The organism is Streptomyces rubellus, from assembly GCF_036323805.1.
Lineage (GTDB): Bacteria > Actinomycetota > Actinomycetes > Streptomycetales > Streptomycetaceae > Streptomyces.
Genome location: NZ_JAZDCX010000057.1, coordinates 1 through 3133 on the forward strand (window position 1 = coordinate 1; position 3133 = coordinate 3133).

The 3133-nt window shown below is 74.1% G+C and carries 3 protein-coding genes; 2 read left to right on the forward strand and 1 reads right to left on the reverse strand.

Translation table 11 applies throughout. The features are described from left to right. Positions 1-106: 106 nt before the first annotated feature. The gene (locus tag V1L54_RS29190; protein WP_330121173.1) at positions 107-730 is read left to right on the forward strand and encodes a hypothetical protein; all 624 of its coding nucleotides are present in this window, start codon (positions 107-109) and stop codon (positions 728-730) included. 31 nt (positions 731-761) lie between these two features. On the opposite strand, the gene V1L54_RS29195 is transcribed toward V1L54_RS29190, so the two are convergent. Then, a complete protein-coding gene (locus V1L54_RS29195) occupies positions 762-1736 on the reverse strand; it encodes an RDD family protein (RefSeq protein WP_330121174.1) in 975 nt (324 codons plus the stop codon). A 140-nt stretch (positions 1737-1876) separates the two neighbouring features. Here V1L54_RS29195 and V1L54_RS29200 point away from each other — a divergent pair, with 140 nt between their 5' ends. Continuing rightward, positions 1877-2884, forward strand: coding sequence for a stage II sporulation protein M (locus V1L54_RS29200; protein WP_330121175.1), 1008 nt, complete (start codon positions 1877-1879; stop codon positions 2882-2884). The last annotated feature ends 249 nt before the right edge of the window (positions 2885-3133 follow it).

Consider the following 3133-nt stretch of genomic DNA (forward strand, 5'->3'; position numbering starts at 1 on the left):
CGCCGCCACGCGCCGGCACGGCCCGGGAAGCGGACGGCGGAAACGCACGACGACCGTCAGGCCCCCGCTCCACGGCGGGGGCCTGACCCGTGAAGGACGACCCACCATGCCCCGCGGCCGCTACTCCCTCCACGACCCGTACGACCACACCCCGCTGGGCGAGGAGCACTTCCAGTGCGCCCCCGGCCCCACCGGCTGGCGCTACGTCTCCCGGACCACCGCGCCCTCCGGCGACCACACCGGCTCCCTCGACCTCACCCTGGACGACCTCGGCCGTCCGCTCCGCCTCGAACTGCGCACCGCGCACTGGCAGGTCCGCGGCGCCGCCCTGGACGGTGTGACCTGGGTGCGCACCGACCCGGCCGGCGAGCGGGCACAGGAGGGCAACGCACCCGCCCACGCCTTCACCGGCACGTCCCCCGCCTTCCTCGTCGCCGCGGCCCGGCTGCTGCGCCCCGCGCCCGGCACACCCGCCACCCGCGTCCGCCTCGTCGCCTTCGCACCCCCCGCACTCGCTCCGCGCACCCTCGACCAGACCTGGGAACTGCTCGACAGCGAAGCACACGCCACCGACAGCGGCCCGCTGACCGTGGACGCCTACCGGGTCGGCGACCCGGAGACGGGCGAGGCACACACCGTCCACATCGCCGGGGACGTCGTCCTGGCGGCCCCCGGCGTCGAGCTGGAGGACCTGGAATCCCCGCCCTCGGCATTCCCTGACCACGGGTGACCACGGACGCCGACCGGACCGGGCAGGCGGATCAGGCCGGTGGTACGAAACCGGTGCGCCGCTCCCCGTCGCCCGGCCCCTCCCGCTCCGGGCCACCGGCGGACGGCGGCTGCCCGGCGGGCGGCCCGGACGGCACCGGAGGCGTCCGAGAGGGCGGTGCGGTGGGCGGAGGCGGCCCGGGACCGTCCTGTCCGGAACCGTCCGGCTCGGAACCGTCCTGCCCGGCCGCGGTACCGCCCGGCCACCCCGCCCCCGGGCGGGCTCCGAACGCCCGCCGCGCGTCACGCGTCTGCCGCTCGGCCACCACTCCGGACAGATACGTCGCGGGCGGCATCCCCTCGGGCACCGGCGCCCCCGTGCAGGCCGCGAGGTCGGCCGCCAGCCGCTGTGCCATCGACCAGCTCACCTGCGGGTCCAGCTGGTCCACCCGCAGCAGGTACTGCCGTACGGCCAGCCACAGCGCCTCCGGCACCCGCGACAGGTCCAGCTCCGCGAAGTGCCCGGCCAGCCCGGGCGGCGGAGGCGGCACCGGGGTCGGCCGCGCCACCGGGATCCGCTCCCGCACCACCAGCGTCCCGGCGAACACGTCCCCGAGCCGCCGCCCCCGCGCGGACACCAGCGAGGCGATGCACGCGACGACCCCCACCGTCATCTGGATCTCGACGAAACCCAGCGCCCCGCGCACCAGCGCGTGCCGGAAACGGATCGGTCCGCCGTCCTCCCGCACCACCCGCAGCCCGCACACCAGCTTCCCCAGCGAACGGCCGTGACTGAGCGTCTCGACCACGACCGGCCCGCCCATCAGCACCAGCACCAGCAGTGCCACCGCCACCGCCGCCGTGGCGGCCTCGTCCAGCGAGCCGGTGGCCGACAGCAGCGCCATCGACAGGGCCAGATAGGTACCCCACAGCACGACCAGATCGATGAAGACGGCCAGTGCCCGGCTCGGCAGCCTCGCGGGCCGCAGCCCGAGAACCACCGCATCACCCGTCACGAGCTGACTCACCCGGTACGCCCTCCTCGCCCTCGCCGCCGACCGGCACACACCCCCTGCGCGTACCCCGGATACGGACAGTCTGCCGTCCGTGCCCGGCCGGCCGCCAAGCAGCCCACGCCCGGCCGGCCGCGATCTGCGAAGCTCTCCCCATGGACCTCGATGTCTTCGTCACCGCGCACCGGTCCGAGTGGGACCGTCTGGAGGAGTTGCTGCGCCGCCGACGCCGCCTCACCGGGGCCGAGGCGGACGAGCTCGTCGCCCTCTACCAGCGCACGTCCACCCATCTGTCGCTCATCCAGTCCAGTGCGCCCGATCCCGCGCTGACCGGCCGCCTGACCGGGTTGGTCGCCCGGGCCCGCAGCGCGGTCACCGGCACCCGTCGTGCCGGCTGGCGGGACGTGGGGCGGTTCTTCGCGGTCGGTTTCCCCGCCGCCGTCTACCGTGCCCGTCACTGGTGGGTGCCGACCGCCCTGCTGTCCACCCTGGTCGCCGTCCTCATCGGCTGGTGGATAGGCACCCACCCCGAGGTCCAGTCCGCCATCGCCGCCCCGGACGAACTCCGCGAGCTGACCCGTCCCGGCGGCCAGTACGAGACGTACTACTCCAGCCACCCGGCGGCCTCCTTCGCCGCCCAGGTGTGGACGAACAACGCCCAGGCAGCGGCGATCTGCCTGATCTTCGGCGCCTTCCTCGGCATACCGGTGCTGTGGGTCCTCTGGCTGAACATGCTGAACATCGGAACAGGCATCGGCCTGATGACCTCGGCGGGCCGCCTCGACACCTTCCTCGGCCTGATCCTCCCGCACGGCCTGCTCGAACTGACCGCGGTCTTCGTCGCCGCGGGCACCGGACTGCGGCTGGGCTGGACGGTCGTCGACCCGGGACCGCGCAGTCGGCGGACCGCCCTCGCGGAGGAGGGACGCGCCGCGATGGGCATGGCCCTGGGGCTCGCGGCGGTGCTCTTCGTCTCCGGGGTGATCGAGGGGTTCGTCACCCCCTCCGGCCTGCCCACCTGGGTCCGCATAGCCATCGGCGTCGGCGCGGAACTGCTCTTCCTCGCCTACGTCTACGTGCTGGGCGCACGTGCGGTGCGGGCGGGGGAGACGGGCGACATCGAAACCGCCGACCGTCCCGCGGAGCTGCCCACGGCGGCCTGACAGAGGGCCGACCGGGGCGGATGTGCGCCGGGGCCCCCGAACCTGCTACGGTTCTGCTCGTCCCGAGGGGCCCTCTTGACGGGGGGTTCCGTGGGAGGTAGAGTTCAGAAGTTGCCCGGGGGTGGAAGCCCTGAGGGCAGGGAGAAGAACATCTGCTCGGTTCCGGCCGTGAGTCGAAGGATTCCGGCGGACCACTCCGAATTCCTGTCGGAGCGCAAGGCCGATTTCAATCCGCCGGAGTCGCTCTGA